This is a genomic window from Micromonospora phaseoli (assembly GCF_900109115.1).
In the GTDB taxonomy this organism is placed as follows: domain Bacteria; phylum Actinomycetota; class Actinomycetes; order Mycobacteriales; family Micromonosporaceae; genus Micromonospora; species Micromonospora phaseoli.
Genome location: NZ_FNYV01000004.1, coordinates 192,252 through 213,906 on the forward strand (window position 1 = coordinate 192,252; position 21,655 = coordinate 213,906).

The 21,655-nt window shown below is 71.7% G+C and carries 23 protein-coding genes and 1 riboswitch; of the genes, 9 read left to right on the forward strand and 14 right to left on the reverse strand.

Annotated elements, in window-relative coordinates; all coding sequences use genetic code 11:
- Nucleotides 1-291: 291 nt before the first annotated feature.
- Entirely contained in the window at nt 292-1,419 is a 1,128-nt protein-coding gene (locus tag BMY89_RS12380) for a substrate-binding domain-containing protein (protein WP_232521267.1), read from the reverse strand.
- Between the two features lie 97 nt (nt 1,420-1,516).
- On the opposite strand from BMY89_RS12380, the gene BMY89_RS12385 reads away from it, so the two are divergent.
- On the forward strand, nt 1,517-1,972 hold the full coding sequence (locus tag BMY89_RS12385) for a MarR family winged helix-turn-helix transcriptional regulator (RefSeq protein WP_092379743.1): 456 nt from the start codon (nt 1,517-1,519) through the stop codon (nt 1,970-1,972).
- Between the two features lie 16 nt (nt 1,973-1,988).
- Here BMY89_RS12385 and BMY89_RS12390 read toward each other — a convergent pair whose 3' ends face one another.
- Nucleotides 1,989-2,735 carry an SAM-dependent methyltransferase gene (locus tag BMY89_RS12390; RefSeq protein ID WP_092379744.1) on the reverse strand — a complete coding sequence of 249 codons (747 nt, stop codon included), beginning with the start codon at nt 2,733-2,735 and terminating at the stop codon, nt 1,989-1,991.
- A gap of 212 nt (nt 2,736-2,947) precedes the next feature.
- On the opposite strand from BMY89_RS12390, the gene BMY89_RS12395 reads away from it, so the two are divergent.
- Together BMY89_RS12395 and BMY89_RS12400 are read left to right on the forward strand one after the other, a co-directional pair.
- The gene (locus tag BMY89_RS12395) at nt 2,948-3,694 is read left to right on the forward strand and encodes a DUF5753 domain-containing protein (RefSeq protein ID WP_092380329.1); all 747 of its coding nucleotides are present in this window, start codon (nt 2,948-2,950) and stop codon (nt 3,692-3,694) included.
- The gene (locus BMY89_RS12400; RefSeq protein ID WP_092379745.1) at nt 3,682-3,876 is read left to right on the forward strand and encodes a DUF397 domain-containing protein; all 195 of its coding nucleotides are present in this window, start codon (nt 3,682-3,684) and stop codon (nt 3,874-3,876) included. Before BMY89_RS12395 ends, BMY89_RS12400 begins: the two co-directional genes overlap by 13 nt.
- A 66-nt stretch (nt 3,877-3,942) precedes the next feature.
- Here BMY89_RS12400 and BMY89_RS30350 read toward each other — a convergent pair whose 3' ends face one another.
- From BMY89_RS30350 to BMY89_RS12435, 7 genes are read right to left on the reverse strand one after another with little or no spacing between them, the layout of a single operon-like run.
- Nucleotides 3,943-4,314, reverse strand: coding sequence for a DUF6968 family protein (locus tag BMY89_RS30350; protein ID WP_175510358.1), 372 nt, complete (start codon nt 4,312-4,314; stop codon nt 3,943-3,945).
- Nucleotides 4,307-5,104 (reverse strand): urease accessory protein UreD, encoded by a 798-nt coding sequence (locus BMY89_RS12410; RefSeq protein ID WP_092379747.1) that lies wholly within the window; start codon nt 5,102-5,104, stop codon nt 4,307-4,309. The genes BMY89_RS30350 and BMY89_RS12410 overlap by 8 nt, the downstream gene beginning before the upstream one ends.
- Complete coding sequence (ureG, locus tag BMY89_RS12415) at nt 5,104-5,841, reverse strand: urease accessory protein UreG (RefSeq protein ID WP_092379748.1); 738 nt, start codon at nt 5,839-5,841, stop codon at nt 5,104-5,106. The genes BMY89_RS12410 and ureG overlap by 1 nt, the downstream gene beginning before the upstream one ends.
- A complete protein-coding gene (locus tag BMY89_RS12420; protein ID WP_092379750.1) occupies nt 5,831-6,514 on the reverse strand; it encodes an urease accessory protein UreF in 684 nt (227 codons plus the stop codon). Before BMY89_RS12420 ends, ureG begins: the two co-directional genes overlap by 11 nt.
- Nucleotides 6,514-8,217: an urease subunit alpha gene (locus tag BMY89_RS12425; RefSeq protein WP_092379751.1), complete on the reverse strand. Its 1,704-nt coding sequence runs from the start codon at nt 8,215-8,217 to the stop codon at nt 6,514-6,516. The genes BMY89_RS12420 and BMY89_RS12425 overlap by 1 nt, the downstream gene beginning before the upstream one ends.
- Entirely contained in the window at nt 8,214-8,579 is a 366-nt protein-coding gene (locus BMY89_RS12430) for an urease subunit beta (RefSeq protein ID WP_092379753.1), read from the reverse strand. The genes BMY89_RS12425 and BMY89_RS12430 overlap by 4 nt, the downstream gene beginning before the upstream one ends.
- Entirely contained in the window at nt 8,576-8,878 is a 303-nt protein-coding gene (locus BMY89_RS12435; protein WP_092380331.1) for an urease subunit gamma, read from the reverse strand. The genes BMY89_RS12430 and BMY89_RS12435 overlap by 4 nt, the downstream gene beginning before the upstream one ends.
- A 302-nt stretch (nt 8,879-9,180) precedes the next feature.
- A riboswitch (SAM riboswitch) is annotated at nt 9,181-9,293 on the forward strand.
- Nucleotides 9,294-9,564: 271 nt separating this feature from the next.
- On the opposite strand from BMY89_RS12435, the gene BMY89_RS12440 reads away from it, so the two are divergent.
- From BMY89_RS12440 to BMY89_RS12450, 3 genes are read left to right on the forward strand one after another with little or no spacing between them, the layout of a single operon-like run.
- On the forward strand, nt 9,565-10,428 hold the full coding sequence (locus BMY89_RS12440) for an ABC transporter substrate-binding protein (protein ID WP_092379755.1): 864 nt from the start codon (nt 9,565-9,567) through the stop codon (nt 10,426-10,428).
- 35 nt (nt 10,429-10,463) lie between these two features.
- Nucleotides 10,464-11,246, forward strand: coding sequence for an amino acid ABC transporter permease (locus BMY89_RS12445; RefSeq protein WP_092379756.1), 783 nt, complete (start codon nt 10,464-10,466; stop codon nt 11,244-11,246).
- Nucleotides 11,243-11,974, forward strand: coding sequence for an amino acid ABC transporter ATP-binding protein (locus BMY89_RS12450; protein WP_092379759.1), 732 nt, complete (start codon nt 11,243-11,245; stop codon nt 11,972-11,974). Before BMY89_RS12445 ends, BMY89_RS12450 begins: the two co-directional genes overlap by 4 nt.
- A gap of 164 nt (nt 11,975-12,138) precedes the next feature.
- Here the strand turns inward: BMY89_RS12450 and BMY89_RS12455 are convergent, their stop codons facing one another.
- The 3 genes from BMY89_RS12455 to BMY89_RS12465 form a co-directional block, all read right to left on the reverse strand.
- Nucleotides 12,139-13,083, reverse strand: coding sequence for a DUF559 domain-containing protein (locus BMY89_RS12455; RefSeq protein ID WP_092380332.1), 945 nt, complete (start codon nt 13,081-13,083; stop codon nt 12,139-12,141).
- A gap of 188 nt (nt 13,084-13,271) precedes the next feature.
- The gene (locus BMY89_RS12460) at nt 13,272-14,897 is read right to left on the reverse strand and encodes an ABC transporter permease (protein ID WP_092379760.1); all 1,626 of its coding nucleotides are present in this window, start codon (nt 14,895-14,897) and stop codon (nt 13,272-13,274) included.
- Entirely contained in the window at nt 14,894-15,814 is a 921-nt protein-coding gene (locus BMY89_RS12465; RefSeq protein WP_092379762.1) for an ABC transporter ATP-binding protein, read from the reverse strand. Before BMY89_RS12465 ends, BMY89_RS12460 begins: the two co-directional genes overlap by 4 nt.
- Nucleotides 15,815-15,919: 105 nt before the next feature.
- Between BMY89_RS12465 and BMY89_RS12470 the strand changes: the two genes are divergently transcribed.
- A complete protein-coding gene (locus BMY89_RS12470; RefSeq protein WP_092379764.1) occupies nt 15,920-16,756 on the forward strand; it encodes a TetR family transcriptional regulator in 837 nt (278 codons plus the stop codon).
- A 44-nt stretch (nt 16,757-16,800) separates the two neighbouring features.
- Here BMY89_RS12470 and BMY89_RS12475 read toward each other — a convergent pair whose 3' ends face one another.
- Together BMY89_RS12475 and glpK are read right to left on the reverse strand one after the other, a co-directional pair.
- A complete protein-coding gene (locus BMY89_RS12475; RefSeq protein ID WP_092379766.1) occupies nt 16,801-18,123 on the reverse strand; it encodes a metallophosphoesterase in 1,323 nt (440 codons plus the stop codon).
- Between the two features lie 202 nt (nt 18,124-18,325).
- Nucleotides 18,326-19,843: a glycerol kinase GlpK gene (gene glpK, locus BMY89_RS12480; RefSeq protein WP_092379768.1), complete on the reverse strand. Its 1,518-nt coding sequence runs from the start codon at nt 19,841-19,843 to the stop codon at nt 18,326-18,328.
- 153 nt (nt 19,844-19,996) lie between these two features.
- Between glpK and BMY89_RS12485 the strand changes: the two genes are divergently transcribed.
- Nucleotides 19,997-20,935 carry an SDR family oxidoreductase gene (locus tag BMY89_RS12485; protein ID WP_232521269.1) on the forward strand — a complete coding sequence of 313 codons (939 nt, stop codon included), beginning with the start codon at nt 19,997-19,999 and terminating at the stop codon, nt 20,933-20,935.
- A gap of 129 nt (nt 20,936-21,064) precedes the next feature.
- Nucleotides 21,065-21,568: an ATP-binding protein gene (locus BMY89_RS12490; RefSeq protein WP_092379770.1), complete on the forward strand. Its 504-nt coding sequence runs from the start codon at nt 21,065-21,067 to the stop codon at nt 21,566-21,568.
- Nucleotides 21,569-21,655: the final 87 nt, after the last annotated feature.

Consider the following 21,655-nt stretch of genomic DNA (forward strand, 5'->3'; position numbering starts at 1 on the left):
GAAAGCTTCGATCCGCTTCGTTGCGCGGATGTTTCCCAATCCTCAATAGACTGTTTCCACTGGCCGGACCACGCTTGAAACCGACACAGAAATGCCGATGCCACGCCGACGATAATCGGCGAAATGGCACCGGCATATGATTGTTGGCCGCAGTGGACGGCATTTCCCGTCCACCGTTGGACGGCTGGCGGAATCCAGCACCAGGGCCGGATGCTTCACGCAGGAAGTATCTTATGTGGCCGGACGGCCGAGATGTCAAGGCACGGTCAGGTCACGCCCGAGGTGGGCGGGTCACAGCTCGGCGAGAACGGTGAAGTCCAGGCCGTCCGCCTCGGCGAGATAGATGCGCTGCCGGACGTGCCGGCGGCGCAACCGCAGCTCACCGCGCGGCCCGTCGTACGACACCACGTCGGCGGATGCCTCCACGGCCCGCACGTCCAGCGTGCCGGCCTTGGTGATCAGCGCGGCGAGCAGCATCACACCCTCGTAGCAGGACTCCCCCAGGCTGCCCAGCGGTGGCGCCTCCAACCCGAACCGGCGGGCGAACATGCCGTGGAAGTCCAGGTTCTCCTGGGTGATCAGGCCGGCGAAGAAGCCCGCCGTGCTGAACAACCGCCGGGTGTTCGTCGCACCACTGGCCAGCAGCATGTTCTCGTCCATCAGGGTGCTCAACCGCAGACACCGCTGATCGAGCCCGGACCGCGCGAAGGCCCGGTTGAACCGGACCGCGTCCGCGCCGACCAGCAGCATCAACACCCCGTCGGCGTCACTGCGCTCGATCCGGCGCAACACCTCGGCGTAGTCGTGCGTCTCCAACGGCAGGAAGTGCTGCCCGACCACCCGACCACCGCTGCGCAGCGCGTACCGGTAGGCGGCCCGGGCGCTCCGGCGGGGCCAGACGTAGTCGTTGCCCACCACGAACCAGCGCCGTACCCCCTCCTCGCCGGCGAGCGCCCGCATCGCCGGCCACAGCTGTGCCTGCGGCGTCTCGCTGGTCATGAAGACACCCTCGGTACGCTCACCGCCCTCGTACAGTGCGGTGTAGACGTACGGCACCCGGTGCGCGATGCGCGGGGCCACCGCCTGGCGCACCGAGGAGATGTGCCAGCCGGTGACGCCCTGCACCGCGCCCACCGCCACCAGCGCCTCGACCTCGGCGGCCACCTCCGCCGGTGGCGCACCGCCGTCGACCGGCACCAGCCGCAGCTCCCGACCCAGCACCCCGCCCCGGCGGTTGAGCTCCTCCACCGCCAACTGTGCACACAGCTCGCAGCTCGGACCGAACATGCCGGCCGGCCCGCGCATCGGGTACACCAGAGCGATGCTGACCACACCGCGGTCGACGGTGAGCCAGGACGCCCCGGCGGCGATGCTCTCCCCTGCCTGCGGGCGCCCGTACCCCGGTGCCGGCGCGGACATGAACACATGGTGGCCGCAGCCGGAGGTGATGACCAGACCTCCCCACCAAGCGGGACGTCTCGGTACGATGACCCGGCAACCGCCAGGCGGGAGTGCCATGTCAGACCTTCCCGGCTCCGCAGCCGACCTGCTGCCCCTGCTCACCCGCGCCGAGCGACTGCTCTCCCGCCGGGTCGGCGGGGTGCTCGCCGTCGAGTCACTCACCATCGAGGGGTGGCGGGTGCTCTGCCTGCTCGCCGACGGCCTGGGCCACCCGATGAGCGAGGTGGCCACCGAGGCGTCCCTGCCGCCCGGCACCCTGACCAAGCTGGTCGACCACCTCGTCGACCGCAACCTCGTCTTCCGCCGGGTCGACCCGATCGACCGCCGCCGCATCCGGGCATACCTGACCGACCGGGGTCGGCGGGAGCAGGCTCGCCTCGCCGCGCAGATCCACGCCGACCTGGCCGCTTCGAGCGCGCCGGAGGACGCCGACCTGGCCGGGTTGATCGACGGCCTGATCGGACGGTTGGACCCGCAGGGCAGCCGGGTGCCGAGCCCGGCCCGGGCCTGACCACCGCCCGGCCCGGTCAGCGGCGGATCAGCGCGAAGACTCCCCAGCCCAGGTACTCGCGCTCGTAACGGACGTGGCGCAGCGGGTCCTCGGTCAACTCCTGGCGCAACTCGCCGGCCAGCGGGTCGCCCGGATTGGCGTCCAGCCAGCGCCGCAGGTTGAGCCAGTGCGCCGCCGCGTAGCGGTCCCAGCTGTCCTGGTCGGCCAGCACCATCTCGACCAGGTCCCACCCCTGGTCGCCGAAGAGACGGACCAGCCCGGGCAGGTCCCGGAAGTCCTCCCGGGTCGCCGCGTGACAGCCCTCGACGGTCGTCTGGTCGGGTGGGTCGATCCGCCAGTACGGCTCACCGACCAGCGCGATGCCACCCGGACGCAGCCCCCGCTGCAGGATCTCCAGGGTGCCGGCGACACCCCCGCCGATCCAGGTGGCACCGACGCAGGCCGCCACGTCGACCGGCTCGTCGGGTACGTACGACGCGGCGTCGCCGTGCACGAACCGGACCCGCTCCGCCACACCCAACTCGACCGCCCGGGCCCGGGCGGCCTCGGTGAAGGCGGTGCTGATGTCGACGCCGGTGCCGACCACTGCGTGGTCCCGGGCCCAGGTGCAGAGCAGCTCACCCTTGCCGCTGCACAGGTCGAGGATCGAGGTGCCCGGCCGCAGCTTCAGTGCCCGCCCCAGGGTGGCCAGCTTGCCGGCGTCGAACGGATTGAGGATACGGAGGTCACCCTCGCGGATGACAAAGCTGCGTGGCAGGTCCATGAACCCGGCACGCTAGTCACCCGCGCCGAGCCGACCAACCGCTTTTCTACCCTCCGCCGGCGGCCGATCTGGGACGAAGTACGGACACTCGGTCCTGTCCGCCGATGCCCCCAAAAGGGAGCGCGCCACGCCGTGGCATGACGTTGCCGAGCAGACACACAGAGTTGCAGAATGCGCCCCTGGAACGTCGCGGGCATAGAGGGTGGGCGATGATGAATCGGGCCGTGATGATGGCCATGACCGAGGCTGGCGAGACGGCCGACAGCCTCGCCGGTCAGATCGGGGTGGACCCGAAGACCGCGCAGCGTTGGGTGAGCCAGGGGCGCGTTCCGCAGCCCCGGCACCGGGCCAAGGTCGCCGAGATCCTCCGCCGGGAGATCACCGACCTGTGGCCGGACGTGTACAAGCGCCGCGAGCCCGCCTGGTTCCGCCCCTGGGCCGAGATCGAACGCGAAGCACTCGGCCTGCGCTGGTACGAATCGTCCGTCCTACCCGGCCTCCTCCAGACCGAGGCGTATGCGCAGGCCGTCATGGCGAGCGGACCACTGATGGCAGATGCCGACATGTACGTCGACTCGCGGCTGCGACGACAGGAGGCAGTCCTGGGGCGCCCGCGACCGCCACTGACGGTGTTCGTGATCGACGAGGCGGCGCTGCACCGCGGAGACCGGGAGATCCTGGAACCGCAGTTCAACCATCTCATCGCGTTGGCTGGCCGTCCGACCGTCATGGTCCATGTGTTGCCACTGCGCGCCGGTCTACATCCAGGGCAGGCCGGGCCTTTCATCATCGCCACGACGCCCGACGGCGAGGAGGTCGGATACCTGGACGATCAGGCGGCAGGACGCGTCACAAACGACGTCGCTGCACTGTGGGCGGTCTGGGATAGCCTCAGATCGGTCGCGCTACCGCGCGATCAGACGATTGACTTCCTGAGGGCGCGAGCATGGTTGACCTGACCGGTGCCAAGTGGCGCACCAGCACCCGCAGCAGTTCCAACGGCGGCGCTTGCGTCGAAGTCGCCGGCAATCTTCCGGCGGTCATCGCCGTCCGCGACTCCAAGGACCCGAGCGGGCCGGCACTGACCTTCGCGCCCACCGCCTGGCGGGCGTTCCTGACCGGCGTGACCGCGCGGGGCTGACTCCGGCTCAGCCACGATGGCGGTGACCCGTCCGTCGGCACGCCGCCACTGCCACCGAACGACGACTCAGCCGGGACCCGCCTCTTTTTCCTGGCGCTGGCCGGCGGGTGCCGGGGGCAGGCGGACCACGTCGGGTACGACGTGCAGGCCCAGCTCCGTCTGCTCCAGCCAGTCCAGCCGCACCGCGTTCTGCTCGGCCCGATCCGCCAGTTGCAGCCGCACGCTCCATACGGCCAGCAGCAGGGCCTGTAGGGAGTCCACCCCGAACGCCTGCTCGACCGAATCATCGCCCAGGCCGTGGATCTGGAACGGGCAGCACCAGTCGCCGTTCGTCGACAACGGGTCGGGGTGCGGCTTCCCGAACCGGACGATCACCTCCGACGTGTCGCCGGCCCGGCCCGTCACCGCGATCCGTCGCTCCGCGATGATCTCACCCAACTCGGACAACCTCGGTCCCCTCCCCCTCGGCCGAATTCGTGATCCTATCCGGTGCCGTCGGCACTTCCCCGCCGTCCGGTTCGAGGAGTGCGCGCAGGGTGTGCGCGTCCGGCGCGGTGGCGGTCCACAGGGTCGCGGGGCCGCCGGCAAGCGGCAGTCGGGCGACGGTCTGCTGCACCACGGGCGGTTCGACGAGCCGGGTAGGGTCGACCACCAGCAGCGAGCCGGTGGCCGGTGCGCCGCCGAGCACCGCCGGGCCGGACCAGCCGGGGGCGTTCGGGCCGACCGCCAGGCACTGCCGCAGCAGGGGTCGACCGTCGAGGTCGACCCAGGTGTTGACCTCGGCGTCACCGGGTCGCTCATGGTGGCGGCCACAGATCAGCTCGTCCCGCCAGTGCAGGATTGCCCCCTCGGCGACGTCCACCTGGGAGTCGGCGACGTGTGCGCAGCCCGCCGCCGCGACCAGTTGCTCGGGCAACCAGTGCAGGGTGGCGCCCTCGGACACGGTCGCCCGGACCAGCATCCGGGAGACCGCGCCAGGGTGCCCGGGCAGGGCGATCGAGGCGGCCACGGTGTGCACGCGTAACACCGCGCCGGGACCGACCTCGACGTCCAGCCGCAGGTCGTCGCCGGCCAGCGGCCCGGCCGCGCCGCCGACGACGTACACCGTGACGCCACCGTCCCGGCCCGGGACCTGACGCAGCAGTAGCGGGCTCTCGCCGCGCAGCTCGGCCAGGGTGGTGCGACCGTGCCGGTCGGCGCGGGCGACCAGCCGGGCGGTGGCCCGCATCAGCCCCTCCCGGCCGACACCGCGACGGCCGGCGCGGCCGTGGCGGTACGGTGCTCGGCCAGTTCGTGGCGGATCCAGGCGGCGACCCGGGTGGCGAGGGGGTCCTCGGTGATGGACTGGAACACCGTCGGCAGGTCGCCGCGCCGGGCGCGGGCGTCCCGGTCCATCACGGACAGGTCGGCGCCGACCATCGGCGCCAGGTCGGTCTTGTTGATGACCAGCAGGTCGGCGGCGGTCACCCCCGGCCCACCCTTGCGCGGCACCTTGTCCCCGCCGGCCACGTCGACCACGAAGATCTGCCGGTCGACCAGGCCCCGGCTGAAGGTGGCGGTCAGGTTGTCCCCACCGCTCTCCACCAACACCAGGTCCAGCGGGCCCAACGCCTCGGCCAGTTCGTCGATCGCGTCGAGGTTGGCGCCGATGTCGTCGCGGATCGCGGTGTGCGGGCAACAACCGGTCTCCACGGCGCGGATCCGGCCCGGGTCGAGCACGCCGGCCCGCTTGAGGAAGTCGGCGTCCTCGGTGGTGTAGATGTCGTTGGTCACCACGGCGAGTCGCAGTTCGTCGGCGAAGGCCCGGCAGAGCGCGGCGACCAGCGCGGTCTTGCCGGAACCGACCGGCCCGCCGATGCCGACCCGCAGCGCCCGGGCGGCGGACGGCAGCGGCGCGTGCGGGTCGACCCCGGGCTCGGGGTGGGTGTGGGGAACGGACTCGTCGTGGTCGATTTCAGGACGCAAAGAGACGCACCTCCCAGGTGGCGTGTGCTTCGGCGTGGATATCGGCGAGTGGTGCGGCGGCGGCGGGTAGCCGCTGCGGTGGTTGTTCGGCGGCCCGCGCCGCCTGGGCCGCGGTGGCGTCGCAGGCGGCGGCGAGCCGCACCAGCAGGGCCTGCACCCGATAAGGGTCGAGGCCGAGCAGTCGTACGGCGGCACTGGCCGACCCGGTCACCGTCGCGTGGGCGGCGACCATCGCGACCTGCGCCGGGTCGAGCCCGGCGGCGGCACCGACCAGCCCGAGCACGAGCGGTTGATGCGGACCACCGGAGGTGGCGGGCAGCTCGTCGAAGCTGCCGCCGGGCCAGATTTCGCGGCCGGCCCGCAGCAGCGCCCGGCCCTGCCGACGGGACACCGCCCGCTGGGCCGGCGAGGCGGTACGCGCGTCCAACTCGGCGTCGAGCTGGGCGAGCGTGGCCCGCCGCCCGTTCGACCAGGCCGCGCGGCGGGCCGCTGCCGCGAAGGCCGCCGCGACCAGCCCGGCGGTGGCCAACCGGCCGCGCAGGTACTCGCCCAGCGTGACCAGGTCGGTGACCCGCCCGGCGGCGACAGCGGCCTCCAGCCCGGCCGAATGGGCGTGCGCCCCGGCCGGGAAACGCCCGTCGGCGAGAAGCAGCAGCATGGTCGGGGTGGCCATCAGAACAGGAAGTACCGCTGGGCCAGCGGCAGTTCGGTCACCGGATCGGGTTCCACCACCACGCCGTCGATCCGGACGGTGAAAGTGTCCGGATCGACCTCGATGTGCGGCAGCGCCCCGTTTTCCGGCAGGTCGGCCTTGCCCCGCGACCGTACGTCGGTCACCGGCACCACCCGACGTCGCACGTCGAGGCGCAGCCCGGCGTCGAACGCGGCCGGCGCGACGAACGTCAGGCTGGTGGCGGCCGCCGCGCCGCCGTACGCGCCGAACATCGGCCGGGGCAGCATGGGCTGCGGGGTGGGGATGGAGGCGTTCGCGTCACCCATCTGGGCGTACGCGATCATGCCGCCCTTGATGACCAGGTGCGGGCGTACCCCGAAGAAGGCCGGCTCCCACAGCACCAGGTCGGCGAGCTTGCCCGGCTCCACCGACCCGATCTCGTGGTCGAGGCCGTTGGCCATCGCGGCGCAGATGGTGTACTTCGCGACGTACCGCCGGGCCCGGTGGTTGTCCGCCGCGCCGTCGCCGGGCAGCGCGCCCACCCGGGCCTTCATCACGTGCGCGCTCTGCCAGGTGCGCAGCACGACCTCACCGACACGGCCCATCGCCTGCGAGTCGGAGCCGATAATGGAGATCGCCCCGATGTCGTGCAGCAGATCCTCGGCGGCCATCGTGGACGGCCGGATCCGGCTCTCGGCGAAGGCCAGGTCCTCCGGTACGGCCGGGTTGAGATGGTGGCAGACCATCAGCATGTCGAGATGCTCGGCCAGGGTGTTACGGGTGTACGGGCGAGTCGGGTTGGTCGACGAGGGCAGCACGTTCGGCTCACCGGCGACGGTGATGATGTCCGGCGCGTGCCCGCCGCCGGCCCCCTCGGTGTGGTACGAGTGGATCGCCCGGCCGCCGATGGCACGCAGCGTGTCCGCGACGAACCCGGCCTCGTTGAGGGTGTCGGTGTGGATGGAGACCTGCACGCCGGAGGAATCGGCGACGCGCAGGCAGGCGTCGATCGCCGCCGGCGTGGTGCCCCAGTCCTCGTGCAGCTTGAACCCGCCCGCCCCGGCCCGTAGCTGCTCCCACATCGCCTCCTCCGAGACCGTGTTGCCCTTGCCGAGCAGCAGCACGTTGACCGGGAACGTGTCGAGGGCCTCGTGCATCCGGGCCAGGTGCCAGGCGTTCGGGGTGACCGTGGTGGCCCGGGTGCCCTCGGCCGGTCCGGTGCCGCCGCCGACCAGGGTGGTGACCCCGCTGGCCAGAGCCTCGGCGACCAGTTGCGGACAGATGAAGTGCACGTGGGTGTCGACCGCCCCGGCGGTCAGGATCCGGCCGTTGCCGGCGATCACCTCGGTGACCGGGCCGATGACCAGGTCCGGGTGGACGCCGTCCATGGTGTCCGGGTTGCCGGCCCGGCCCAGCGCGACGATCCGGCCGTCACGCAGCCCCACATCGGCCTTGACCACTCCCCAGTGGTCCAGGACGACCGCCCCGGTGATGACGGTGTCCAGCGCCCCCTCGGCCCGGGTCGCCCGGGACTGGCCCATCGACTCGCGGATCACCTTGCCGCCGCCGAACACCGCCTCGTCGCCGCCGACACAGTGGTCGTGCTCGACCTCGATGAGCAGGTTCGTGTCGGCCAGGCGGATCCGGTCGCCGGTGCTCGGCCCGTACAGGGCGACGTAACGATCGCGTTCAACGCTGCTCATGCGTCGTACCCTCCGTCCGGCGGATTCGTGCCGGCCGTCACCGCGGCGGACCGGTTGTCCAATGCTCCGGCGCACTCGCCGCGCAGGCCGGGCACGATCCGGGCGCCGCCCAGCGGCACCAGGTCGACGCTGCGGCTCACCCCCGGCTCGAAGCGCACCGACGTGCCCGCCGGTACGGCCAGCCGCTGCCCCCAGGCGGCGGAGCGGTCGAAGTCCAGCGCCGGGTTGGCCTCGGCGAAGTGGTAGTGCGAGCCGACCTGCACCGGTCGGTCACCGGTGTTGACCACCAGCAGCACGGTCACCGGGCGACCGGCGTTGATCTCCACCGGTCCGGCGGCCGGCAGGATCTCCCCCGGGATCACGGGATCGGGTGGTGCACCGTCACCAACTTGGTGCCGTCCGGGAACGTCGCCTCCACCTGCACCTCCCTCAACAACTCGGGGATGCCGTCCTGCACGTCGTCGCGGGTCAGCACGGTGCGGCCGGCGGCCATCAGGTCGACCACGGACTCCCCGTCGCGCGCCCCTTCGAGGAGGAAGGCGGTGAGCACCGCGACGGCTTCCGGGTAGTTGAGGCGCAGGCCGCGTTCGCGGCGGCGCCGGGCGACGTCGGCCGCCACATGGACGAGCAGGCGGTCCTGCTCGTGGGGGGTGAGATACAAGGGTGGCTCCCGGTGGGTTTCCGCGCCCCCGTCCACCACCGGCACGGCGCCTCGACGCGCCGCCCGTAGGTCGGGGCTCGACCGCCGGCTCACCATCACGCGCCTGGGGCCCGGGATTCCACCATCCCGACCCACGTGACGGAGCACCGGCGGTGTCTTCTCGGACGCGGACCGCACCGCTCACCGCTGAGCAGACCGTAGAGGATCACGCGGCCCGCCGGCAACACCCGCCGGCCGCCCAGGGTGAGGGTGGTCATAACAGGTGGACGCCGCCCCGTCACCGGCTGCTAGCCTCGGCGGCAGGTCATGAGTGCCAGCGTCAAGCCCCGGCTCGCTGGCCGGCAACCCTCCTCCGCGTAGGGGTGCCCCGGGTGAGGACCAGGCACCGGAGCTGTCTCCGGTGCAAACGTGGCCTGGTTCCCCAGGTCATCACGACCTTGAGGAGAACCATGTCGTACCGCAGTCGACCCGCTTTCGCCGTGGCCCGCCCGGGCCTGACCCGGCGTCGCCACGTCGACATGATGCGGGTGTGCAGCGCCGCGTGTAGCTGACCGCGTCGCCGCCGGTCATCGACCCCTGACGGGGTCCTTTCCGCTCTGCCATCTATCCCATCCCAGCGGTCCGCCCTGCGGCGGACCGTCGGTGCGGCACGTCCGTGCCCGCCGCAGCTCAACCAGGAGACACCTGTGCGATTCCTTCCTGCCCTGACCCGCGCCGCCGCCGTCGGTGTCGCCGCGATCCTCGGCGCCGCCACCCTTACCGCCTGCGGCTCGGATTCTGCCGGCAGCGCGGCTGACAACCCGTACGGCCTGTTGCAGCCGGGGGTGCTGCGTGCCGGCACGCTCACCGACGCCCCACCGAACGTGTACCTCAAGGACGGCACGTTCACCGGCTTCGACAACGACCTGCTGGTCGCCGCCGCCGACAAGCTCGGCCTGAAGGTGGAGTTCGTCGGCACCGACTTTTCGGGGCTGCTCGCCCAGGTCAACAACCGGAAGTTCGACGTCGGCAGCTCCTCGATCACCATCACCGAGGCGCGGAAGAAGACCGTCGACTTCGGCAACGGCTACGACTTCGGCTACTTCGGCCTCGACGTGCCCGCCGGGTCGGCGTTGCGCAGCTTCGATGAGCTGCCCGGCAAGCGGGTCGTGGTCGTGCAGGGCACCGTCCAGGACGACTACGCCACCGGCAAGGGCCTGGATCCGGTCCGCGTGCCCGACTACAACGGCGCGATCAACCAGCTCAAGGCCGGTACCGCCGACGCCTGGATCGCTCCCGCCGAGATCGGCGAGAAAACCGCCGCGGACAGCGGCGGCAAGATCACGGTCGCGGCGAAGGAACTCAGCCCGGCCCCGACCGCGTACGCCTTCGCCAAGGGCAACGACGCGCTGCGCGAGGCGCTGAACAAGGCGCTCGACGAGGTGATCGCCGACGGCACCTGGACCCGCCTTCAGGAGCAGTACTACCCGGGCCGGCCGATCCCGGCCGACTTCACCCCGGGCAGCGGCGAGGTGACCGCACCGTCGGCGTCCCCGTCGGCGGCTTCCTGACTCAGGACGACGAGCGAGCAGGACGGAGGTTGACCGTGGATCCGTTGCGCACCCTGTGGGAGACGTTCTTCGACTGGGAGTCGATGCGTGAGGCGCTACCCGAGATGCTCACCGTCGGGTTGCCGAACACGCTGATCCTGGCGGTCACCGCCGCCCTGCTCGGCTCGGCGCTGGGCATCGTTCTGGCTGTGGCGGGCATCTCGCGTACCCGCTGGTTGCGCTGGCCGGCGCGGGTCTACACCGACGTGTTCCGGGGCCTGCCGGCCGCGGCGACGATCCTGCTGATCGGGGTCGGCCTGGCCCCGCTCGGCATGCAGGTGTGGGGGCCCAACCCGTACCCGCTGGGGATCCTGGCGCTGTCGCTGATCGCCTCGGCGTACCTCGGGGAGATCTTCCGCTCCGGCATCCAGTCGGTGGAGGCAACCCAGTTGGAGGCGGCCCGCGCGCTGGGCTTCTCCTGGCGCGAGGCGATGCGGAGAGTGATCATCCCGCAGGGCATCCGGCGGATCCTGCCGGCCTGGGTGAACCAGCTCATCGCCCTGATCAAGGATTCCAGCCTGGTCTACTTCCTCGGTCTGCTGGCCAGCCAGCGGGAGCTGTTCCGGATCGGGCAGGACTACGCGGCAAACACCGGCAACCAATCGGCGCTGCTGCTGGCCGGGCTGTGCTATCTGGTGCTGACGGTGCCGCTGACGCACGTCGTCAACTGGATCGACCAGCGGCTGCGGCACGGCCGGCCGGCGACCGGACCGGCCGGCGACGACCCCGACGACCTCGATCTGGCGCTGCCCGGCGCCGCCGGAGGCAACCAACGATGAGTACCTCGGTCAGCCTGAGCCTGCGCGACGTGCACCTGGCCTTCGGGAGTCACCAGGTGCTGCGCGGGGTGGACCTGGACGTGGCGCGGGGCGGCACCGCGTGCGTGATCGGCCCCTCCGGGTCGGGGAAGTCCACCCTGCTGCGGACCGTCAACCGGCTCCTCGAACCGGACCGTGGGGACGTGCTGCTGGACGGACGCAGCGTGCTGCGCGACGACCCGGACGCCCTGCGGCAGCGGATCGGCATGGTGTTCCAGCAGTTCAACCTCTTCCCGCACATGAGCGTGGAACGCAACATCACCCTGCCGTTGCGCCGGATCCGCAAGCTCGGCGAGGACGAGGCGGTGGCCCGGGCCCGGGCCGAACTCGACCGGGTCGGCCTGGCCGCGAAGGCCGACGCCCGGCCGGCGCACCTGTCCGGCGGGCAGCAGCAGCGGGTGGCCATCGCCCGGGCGCTGGCCATGCAGCCGCAGGTGATGCTCTTCGACGAGGCCACCTCGGCGCTGGACCCGGAGCTGGTCAAAGGCGTCCTGGCGCTGATGGCCGAGTTGTCCACCCAGGGCATGACGATGGTGGTGGTGACCCACGAGATGGGCTTCGCCCGGGAGGTCGCCGACACCGTCGCCTTCATGGACGCCGGGGTGGTGCTGGAGGCCGGCGAGCCGGCCGCGATCTTCGAGTCGGCCCGGCACCCGCGCCTGCGCCGGTTCCTGTCCCAGGTGCTCTGAGGGCCTCGCTTGCCGGGGCCTCGCTTGCCAGGGCCTCGCTTGCCAGGGCCTCGCTTGCCAGGGCCTCGCTTGCCAGGGCCTCGCTTGCCAGGGCCTCGCTCGCCTGGTCGCAGGGCTCGCTCAGGTCTCGTGCAGCGGCGACCGCCGCCCGGGGTCATCGTGGGTCAGGGCCGGCGGCTGGCGAGAATCGCCAAGGTTTCCCGGCGTACCTCGTCGGGTTCACACACGAGGCGGCGGTGGGCGAACCGGACCACCAGGATTCCGACGGTGGCCAGCAGCGCGTCGCGGCGCAGATCGATCTCGCGCTGACGCGGATCGCCGTGCGAGGCGGCACCGTCCAACTCGATGTCGACCCGCTCCCGCTCGGCGAACAGGTCGAGATACATAGTCCGCGTTCCCACCCGGACACGCACCTGGCGACGCAGGATCGGCATCCCCGGGCCGGTGAAGACCCGGTCGTGGCCCCAGATCTCGAGCGCGCTGCGGCAGCCGGCCCCGAGGCGATCGACGAGTGCGGACAGAGGTCCTCGTCCGGTCAGCTTCGGAGCAGACGCCACAGCGCCACCGAGCCGGTGCGGCGTGGTCATGCCGTCGTTGACCGCCCGGATCACCGGACCGGTTCGATCCGCCTCGGGTAACAACGGCCACGATTGGACCAACGCCTCCTCCAGCCGGATCACCGGGACGCCTCGGCGCACCATCACGCAGGGTGGCTCAACCATGAACCTGGTCCGGTGCCGCACCACCAGGTGCGGCGGTCTGCTGCGCAGCCCGGCCATGGCCGGCACGTCGACATGCACCGGCTCACCCGGCCGCTGACGACGCACTCCGTGCACCTCCAACGCGGTCAGCGAGCTGAACGCGGCCCGGCCGTCGGCGTACGCGAGCACGGCCCGCCGAGCGACCTCGGGCGCCAGCGCGCCGAGTGGGCTGTCCGGGACTCCGCCGGGAAGCAGCTGCCGGTCGACGTAGACCGCCGGCAGCACCCGGCACAGCGCGCCGCTGCGGTACGCCTGCCGCAGCGTCCACGGTGGCACCACTTCCAGGGCGCGTGCCCGGCTCACCACGCCGCCACCGCCATCCACCAGCGATCGGAGTACGGAATCCACCCACCACACGCTGCCCCGCCCGCACCAACCCCGCTGCCACCTGTGCACAACCCACCCCCCTGTGCACAACCCCGACCCGGCCCGCCGGCTGTGCTATGGGGATCCTTGATCGTCTGCAGTTGAGTGACAGGTTTGACGGCGTGTCGAGTCACTGACCTGCAGACGATCATGGGCGCTCCGGAAGCACCTCAGGTGGGGGTGTCGCGGCGGCGAAAGGTGAGCAGGCCCGTGGCGAGCAGTGCGGCGGCGACGGCGGTGAGGGCCACCAGCGGCAGCACCGTGACGTCGACGGCGGGTACCGAGGGCACGTGGCTGTAGGGCGAGAGGTTCAGCGCGGCCTGGGGCAGATCGAGCACCGCGCCCAACTGCCCGAGCAGCAGAAACGCGATCAACGCCGTCCAGCTCAGCGCGACCGACCAGCGCGGTACCGCCCCGAACAGGGCCGTCACCACCCCGGCGACCACCAGCAGGGCCGGCAGCCGCAGCAGCCCGGCCCAGCCCAGCTCGACGGTCCAGGCGACCGGGTCACCGGTGGCCAGGCCGTACCCCAGGCCGGTGGTGACGCCGGCCAGCAGCATCAGCGCCGACGCTCCGAACACGGCGCCGAGCACCTGCGTGCCGAGCCACCGGGTGCGGCTGACCGCCGTGGCCAGCAACGGCTCGAGTATGCCGTCGGACTCGTCCGCCCGGATGCGCAGCAGGGCCTGCACCACGTACGCGCCGATGGTCAGCGCGAACAGCCCGAGCATCGCGGCGAGGTAGGCGTCGACCAGCTCAGACCCGCCACCGAGCTGGGCGATCGCCTCGGCCGCCGCCGGATTCTCGGCGATCATGGCGTCGACCTCGTGACCGGCCACACCCATGGAGAGACCGAGCACCGCCACCGCGACCGCCCAGCCGGCCAGCGCGCCGCGCTGTAGCCGCCAGCTCAGCCCGGTCGGGCTGAGCAGCCCCGACGCCGCACGGGCCGGACCACGCCGCGCGGCCAGCAGACCGGCGCCGACATCGCGCCGTTCGGCCAGCGAGTACGCCACGGCGACCCCGACGACCAGCAGCGCGACCGGCAACGCGAGGACCCACCACCGTTCCGCGGCGAAGGCACCCACCTGCGTGCCCCAACCCAGCGGCGAGAGCCAGGTCGGCCAGGCGCTCTCCAGCCGCACCCCGTCGATCTCGCGCTCACCGAGCACGTCACCGGCGGCCCGCAGCAGGAAGGCCACGCCCACCGCGGCGGCGGCCAGTGCGTTCGCGCCCCGGGAGGTCACCGACAGCTGGGCGGTGACGGCGGCCACGCCGGTGAAGGCGACACCCACCCCACCGATCGCCGCCGCGGCGGCCACCGAGCCGGCGATCGGCAGCCCGGCACCGGCGAAGGCGACCGCGAGCAGCGCGGCGGCGAGCACGTTGGCTCCCACCACGACCACCAGGGCCGCGGTGAGCAGCGCGTACCGGCCGATGGCGGCGGCACCGAGCAGCTCCGCCCGCCCGGTCTCCTCGTTCTGACGGGTGTGCCGGACGACGGCGAAGGTGCTCAACAGCGCGGCGAGCAGCGCCAGGGTCAGGTAGGTCTCGGTGACCACCACGGCACCGAGGTCGGTACCGGCGATCGGGCCGTTGAAAGCGCGGGCGACAACGCTGGTGACAGCGGTCTCGGCGTACCCGAGGCGGGTCTGCTCGTCGGGGTAGAGGCCGGCGACGCTCTCGGCGAGGGCGTAGCCGATCAGGGACGTGCCGCCGACCCAGATGGCCAGCCGGATCCGGTCCCGTCGCAGGGCCAGCCGGGCGAGCCGGACGGTACCGGTGAAGCTGCTCATCGGGCACCTCCGGCGAGCGCGGACCGCCCGTTGTCGGCGCTGTCGCCGTAGTGCCGCAGGAACAACTCCTCCAGGGTGGGCGGCGCGCTGGTCAGCGCCCGGACCTCGAAGCGGACCAGGTGACCGAGCAGCCGGTCGAGGTGTTCGGGTTCGACCTCCAGCCGGACCCGCCCGTCGACCGGCCGGACCTCGTGCACACCCGGCAGCTCCGCCAGGCCGGTCACCGGCCGCGCGGTTTCGACGGTGACCGTGGTCCGGGCCAGGTGCCGCAGCTCGGAGAGGCTGCCGGACTCGACGACACGGCCTTCCCGGATGATGCTGACCCGATCGCAGAGCGCCTCGACCTCGGCCAGCACGTGGCTGGAGAGCAGGACGCTGGCACCGGCACCGGTGAGGTTGCGGACCTCCTCCTGGAACACCGCCTCCATCAGCGGATCCAGTCCGGAGGTGGGCTCGTCGAGCACGTATAACTCGACGTCGGAAGCGAACGCGGCGACGATGGCGACCTTCTGCCGGTTGCCCTTGGAGTAGGTCCGGCACTTCTTCGTCGGGTCCAGGTCGAAACGTCGCAGCAGCTCGTCGCGGCGGCCCTGGTCCAGCCCGCCCCGCAGTGCGCCGAACAGGTCGATCGCCTCGCCTCCGGAGAGGTTGGGCCAGAGGTTGACGTCGCCCGGCACGTAGGCCAGTCGCCGGTGCAGGGCGACCGCGTCGCGCCACGGATCACCGTCGAGGATGCGCACCTGCCCGGAGTCCCGCCGCAGCAGGCCGAGCAGGATCCGGATGGTGGTGGACTTGCCGGAGCCGTTGGGGCCCAGGAAGCCGTGCACCTCCCCCTGTTCCACCCGCAGGTCGAGCCCGTCGAGCGCGCGTACGCCGCCGAAGGTCTTGACGAGGTTCTCGATGGAGATCACGGACATGGTGCCTCCCGCCGCACGGTACCTACCGGACCACTGTACTGACCGATGGTAAGGGATCGGCGTAGCAGCCCCGTCCCCTGGTCAGGAACGGTTACGCTGAACGCCATGACCTGGGAGGAGAACGACGGCACCCGGAGCCGGATCCTGCGTGCCGCGCTCGACCTCTTCGCCGCACAGGGCTATCAGCGGACCTCGCTGCGGCAGATCGCCGAGCGGCTGCGCCTGACCAAGGCCGCGATCCTGTACCACTTCCCCAGCAAGGCACATCTGCTCAGCGCACTGGCCGAACCGCTGCTGTTCGACCTGGAGTCCCTGTTGGACGATGCGGGGGCACTGCCGCCACAACGGGCCAGATGGACCCTGCTGGAGGGCTGGGTGGACACCATGCTCGCCCATCGTGGCTCGCTCGGCATGCTCTACCACGACCTCGCACTGGTCGAACGGGGCAGCACCTATCACCGGCTGGTGCGGATCGCGATGCGGGCCAACGAGATCGTCGCCGGCCCGGACGCCGGTCGGCGGGAGCGGGTACGCGGCGTGCAGGCGATCGCCATGTGCAGCGACCCGGTGGTGTTCCTGCTGGACGTACCCGCGCCGGTGCTTCGGGCGGACATGCTCGACGGCGTCCGCCGCCTGCTGGTCGAGCCGGCCCCCGCCGCCGGCGCGACGCCCACCGCCGGCGCGACGGCAGTCGACGGCGCGACGCCCACCGACAGCGAGACACCCACCGACGGCGGGGGCTCTGCGTCGACGGCCCGGGTGGGCCGACGACGGCCGGGCCGACCACGGTCGATGAGCCCGGAACAGGTACGGGCCGCCCGGGTCATGCACCTGGCCGGCACCCATTCGGCCGACGAGATCGCCACCGAGTTCGGCGTGTCGAGGGCGACGCTCTACCGACACCTCGAAACGTCAGACAATAACGAGACGGTTTTAAGATAATTTCAAGACGGTTGCCGGGGGGTGCCGCCGCCCCGCGCCGGTACTCAGCGGATCAGGCCGAGGTCGGGGTACGAGCGGCCGTACGCCGGGAAGTTCTCGTCGGTGTGCGGCGCGTAGATCCAGGTACGCAGCGAGTCCGCCGCCGTGTCGACCTCGACCAGCCGGACCGGGTTGGTGCGGCGGGAGTGGAAGGTCTGCAGGAAGGAGTGGATCCGGTTGCCGTGCTCCCCGGTGTCCACCCGGGACGCCGCGGTACCGGTGTGTCCGGAAAAGACGAACCGGATGTTGGGATAGCGTCGCACCAGGTTGTCGAAGAGGTACTGCGGGCTGGTGGAGCCGTAGCCCGGACCCTGACCGATGGTGGCGTCGCTCTCAAGATAGTGATGGGTGACGATGAGCACGTTGTGCTGCGGGTGGGCGGCGACCACCCGCTGCGCCCACGCGACGGCAGCCCGGCGGGGCCACAGTTCCAGGGTCAGCACCAGCCACCGGAGCCCACCGGCGGTATAGGTGGCGTATCCGTTGTCCACCTTGCCGGCCTCGAACTGACCCCGCACCGCCCCGAACCGCCCCGCGGTGAAGTACCGGTTGAAGACCGTGGTGTCGCGCAGCAACTGGCCGGCGGGGCTGCGCAGCTCTCCCTCGGGGCCGGCGGCCTGGGTGTCGTGGTTGCCGACGGCCAGCGTGTACGGCACACCGGCCGCCTCCAGCGGGCGCAACGCGGTACGAGCACGCTCGTACTGCACATGGTCGGGTGTGTCGTAGTTGACGACGTCGCCGACGTGCGCGACGAAACGCAGGTCGAGCACGCTCCGCTGGGCGACCAGCCAGTCGACGCGCTGGCGTAGTCGGGTGTCCGTCGCGCTGAGCACCTCCTCCTGGGTGTCCGGCACCACGGCGAAACCGAACGTGGTGTCGACCGGCGACAGCGGCTGCATCCGGGCGTACGCCAGGTGCGCGTTGCGGTCGCACTCGCTCGTGTACCGGTCGTTCACCAGCTCGATCCGGATGTCGTACCGGCCCTCGGCGAGCTGCGGGCCCAGGGCGTAACCGCCGTAGTCGGTGCCGCTGGTGATGGTGACCTCACCGATCGGGCCGCCGGTCGTGCTCACCCGGATGGTGGGCCAGCCGTCGCAGTGCTCGCCGATCGCCCCGATCACCAGTCGGCCGGCGCCCCGCACGGTGGTGGTGGCGTAGCTGGCGTTGTGCCACAGGGTGGCGTGGGTGCCCGACGGCGGCTCCGGCGTACCGGTCGACGGTTGGATCGACCCGTTGACCACGACGAACGGTGACGCCTCGCGCGCCGCCCCCGCCAGCACGCCGGCCGACAGCACCACCATCGCCATGATCACGCGGGTGATCCGCATGGCCGCCCCTCCCCTGCCCACCGCCGGCCGATGCCGGACATCGGCATGCTAAAGCAGACCGACCGGACATCCCGGGAGCGAGCAGGTAGCCGCACGGTGACGGCGTGTCCACGAGACGTGGTCGCATCACGACCGTCCTGGGTGCCCGCCACGACAGCTCCACGGCACCGCACCGCGGACGTCGACCGTTCGCGGTGCGGCGTCAGTCGACGTCGACCCAGTCGAGTGTGCGCCGCACCGCCTTCTGCCAGCCGGCGTAGCCGTCCGCGCGCTGCTCCGACGACCAGGACGGCTGCCAGCGCCGGCTCTCGTTCCAGTTCTCCCGTAGCTCGTCGGTGTCCCGCCAGAAGTCGACGGCCAGTCCGGCGGCGTAGGCCGCGCCGAGGGCGGTGGTCTCCGCGACCACCGGCCGGCTGACCGGCACACCGAGGATGTCCGCCTGCAACTGCATGCACAGGTCGTTGACCGTGACGCCGCCGTCGACCTTGAGGCACTCCAGGCGTACGCCGGAGTCCTGCGCCATGGCCTCGGCCACGTCCCGGCTCTGGTAGCAGATCGCCTCCAGGGTGGCGCGGGCGATGTGCGCGTCGGTGTTGTAGCGGGACAGACCGACGATGGCGCCCCGGGCGTCGGAGCGCCAGTAGGGGGCGAACAGGCCGGAGAAGGCGGGCACGAAGTAGACCCCGCCGTTGTCGGCGACCTGGCGGGCGAGATCCTCGCTCTGCCCGGCACTGCTGATGATCTTCAGTTGGTCACGCAGCCACTGCACCGCCGAGCCGGTGACCGCGATGGAGCCCTCGAGGGCGTACACCGGCGGTTGACCGGCGAACTGGTAGCAGACGGTGGTGAGCAGCCCGGCCTTCGACCGGACGATCTCAGGGCCGGTGTTGAGCAGCATGAAGTTGCCCGTACCGTAGGTGTTCTTCGCCTCGCCCGGCGCGAAGCAGACCTGCCCGACGGTGGCGGCCTGCTGGTCACCCAGATCGCCGGTGATCCGGACCGGGCCGGCGAACGGGCCGTTCGGCAGGGTGACGCCGTAGGCCAACGGGTCGGACGACGGGACGATCCGCGGCAGCATCACGCGGGGGATGTCGAAGAAGGACAGCAGTTCGTCGTCCCAGTCCAGCGTCTCCAGGTTCATCAACATGGTGCGGCTGGCGTTGGTGGGATCGGTGACGTGGGCGCCGCCGTCGCTGCCGCCGGTGAGGTGCCACAGCAGCCAGGTGTCGGTGTTGCCGAAGACCGCCTCGCCGCGCTCGGCGGCCTCCCGCACCCCGTCGACGTTCTCCAGAATCCACTGGATCTTGCCGCCGGAGAAGTAGGTCGCCGGCGGTAGTCCCGCCTTACGCCGGATGACCTCGCCACGACCGTCGCGCTCCAGCGCCGAGGCGATCCGGTCGGTGCGGGTGTCCTGCCAGACGATGGCGTTGTAGTAGGGCCGGCCGGTACGCCGGTTCCACACCACCGTCGTCTCGCGCTGGTTGGTGATGCCGAGCGCCGCCAGGTCGGACGCGGCCAGGCTGTGCGTGTTCAGCGCGGTACGCACGACGGTCTGGGTCCGTTCCCAGATCTCCAGGGGGTTGTGCTCGACCCACCCGGCCCGCGGCAGGATCTGCTGGTGTTCGAGCTGGTGGCGACCGACCTCGTTGCCACCGTGGTCGAAGATCATGAATCGGGTGCTGGTGGTGCCCTGGTCCACGGCGCCGACGAAGTCAGCCATGCGGGGGTCTCCTTGTCGTGGTCGTCGGGTCGATCCTCTCCGATAGGCAACCCGATGTCCGCCACGGATGCCATGCCGAACGGCACCGGCTACCGTTGGCGGCTGCGCGGCGACCGTCCCCGCCCACCACCATGTGCGTCACCGTCACCATCGGTGGCGCAGACCGCGACCACCTGGAGCGCGCCGATGCGGTATGACCTTCGCGGCCGGACCATCCTGATCACCGGCGCCGCCCGAGGCATCGGCGCCGAACTCGCCCGGGCCGCCGCCGCGCGTGGTGCCCGGGTCGCTGTGGTCGGCCTGGAACCGGTGCTGCTGCGACAGCTCGCCGCCGACCTGGACGGGCACTGGTACGAGTGCGACGTCACCGACCAGGCCGGGCTGGACGACGCGGTCGCCTCCACTGTGCAGCGGTACGGCGGCGTCGACGTGGTGGTGGCCAACGCGGGCATCGCCAATCTCGGCACCGTCGCGGGCGGCCCGGTCGAGGCGCTGGTCCGCACCATCGAGGTGAACCTCACCGGCGTGGTCCGCACCGTCAGCGCGGCACTGCCGCAGCTGCTCGCCGCCCGCGGTCACGTGCTGATCGTGTCGTCGGCGGCGGCCTTCGCCGCCATGCCGGGGATGGCCGCGTACTGCGCGTCGAAGGCGGGTGTCGAGCAGTTCGGCAACGTGCTGCGCCTGGAGAACCGCCGGCGCGGGCTCACCGTCGGCACCGCCCACCCGATCTGGATCGACACCGACCTGGTCCGGGACATCCGCGACGACCTCGCGTCCTTCCGGGCCGCCCAGCGCAAACTGCCCTGGCCGCTGAACACCGTGGTCAGCGTGCAGCGGTGCGCCGAGGCGCTGCTGCGCGGCATCGAGCGGCGCCGACGCAAGGTTTACGTGCCGCGCTCGATCGCCCTGGTCCAGGCCCTACGACCGGTGGTGACCAGCGGCTTCTCCGACGCGTTGATCACCCGGTTCGGCGGCGCCGAGCTGGCCGACCAGATGGAGGAGGAGGTACGTCACCTCGGGCGTTCCTTCGGTCGGAGGTCGGTGGAGGGCGGCGGATGTGACGGTGGCCCGCCCGGCGGCGCTGGACGCTGATCGGGCCCGGGCCGACGCACTCGCCCTGCGCCGCCGCACCGGGTTCGGCCCGGTCGGCCGGGCCGCAGCGCCGGATCGTTGCCCCTCGGCAAAGGTCGCGGATGCCGGCGGACGACGTAACCTGCCTGCATGAGCAACCTCGGCCCGCCGGACGCCCGGGGCCCCAGCGGCCCGTTTTCCGGCGGCGGAGAGGTGACTTCCCTGCTGTCCGAGGCGTTCACCGCCCAGACGGTGACCGCGTTGCGGCACCTGCTCGCCGCTCGGATCGCCGCCGCAGGTCTGACCGGCGACACCGCCGAGGATCTCGTCCTGGCCGTGCATGAGCTGGTCACCAACGCCGTGCTGCACGGCGGGGGCCACGGCCGGCTCGAGCTGTTCCGGCAGGCCGACCTGCTCGTCTGCGAGGTGACCGATCACGGCCGCCAACACGACGCGGACCTGGCGGTCAACCTGCCGGCGACGAACACGCCGGGCGGGCGGGGGCTCTGGCTCGCCCACCACCTGACCGGAGCGTTGACGCTCACCCGCCGGCACGACGGCATGACCGCGACCGTCACCGCCAGTCTGATCACGGGAGCGGCCGGCCCGCCCGAGCCGCCCGGGGCCAGCCCGCACCGGCCGCCGCAGCGGTAGGCCCTGTGTCGAAGTCCTCGGCCCAGCCGAGGACTTCGACCAGATGCCCGAAGCGTCACCAACGTCCATGGACAGGACACCCAGGGC